1 protein-coding gene is annotated in these 596 nt (G+C 67.1%); it reads left to right on the top strand.

Features of this window, described 5'->3' with window-relative positions:
* Nucleotides 1-596 (top strand): integrase core domain-containing protein (locus IEY84_RS26545; protein WP_189129331.1); only part of this gene is annotated, 596 nt, incomplete at both ends.

The following is a 596-nucleotide window of genomic DNA, read 5'->3' as shown; positions in this document are numbered from 1 at the left end:
GGAGCCGAAGAAGAAGCCACGCTCGGCCTGGCGACGGTTCGTCTATCCCGCCCCGAACGCGTGCTGGCAGCTGGACGCCACCGAGTACGTCTTGGCCGGTGGCCGCAGGTGTGTGATCTTCCAGCTCATCGACGACCACTCCCGCTACGCACTCGCCTCACATGTCGCCTCCGGTGAGACCTCTGAGGCAGCCATCACGGTGGTGAACAAGGCCATCGCGGCTCACGGGGTGCCCCAACGCCTGCTGACCGACAACGGCGCAGCGCTCAACCCCTCACGCCAGGGACACATCGGCCAACTCGTCGTGCACCTGTCCCGGCTCGGGGTCGAGGCGATCACCGGCAAGCCCTACAAGCCGACCACCCAGGGCAAGAACGAACGTTTCCACCAGACCCTGTTCCGCTACCTCGACAAACAGCCCCTGGCCGAGTCCCTGGCCGAGCTCCAGGCCCAGGTCGATGCCTTCGACCACATCTACAACACCCAGCGACCCCACCAAGGACTCCCCGGACGCATCACGCCCCAGGCCGCGTGGGACGCGACCCCGAAGGCCGATCCACCCCGACCCCGGTCTGACCAGCCCCTCTACGACCTGC

This window comes from Nocardioides albus, from assembly GCF_014648255.1.
GTDB lineage: Bacteria > Actinomycetota > Actinomycetes > Propionibacteriales > Nocardioidaceae > Nocardioides > Nocardioides albus.
The sequence above is the reverse complement of the archived record's forward strand: the minus strand, read 5'-3'. Positions and strand labels throughout refer to the sequence as shown.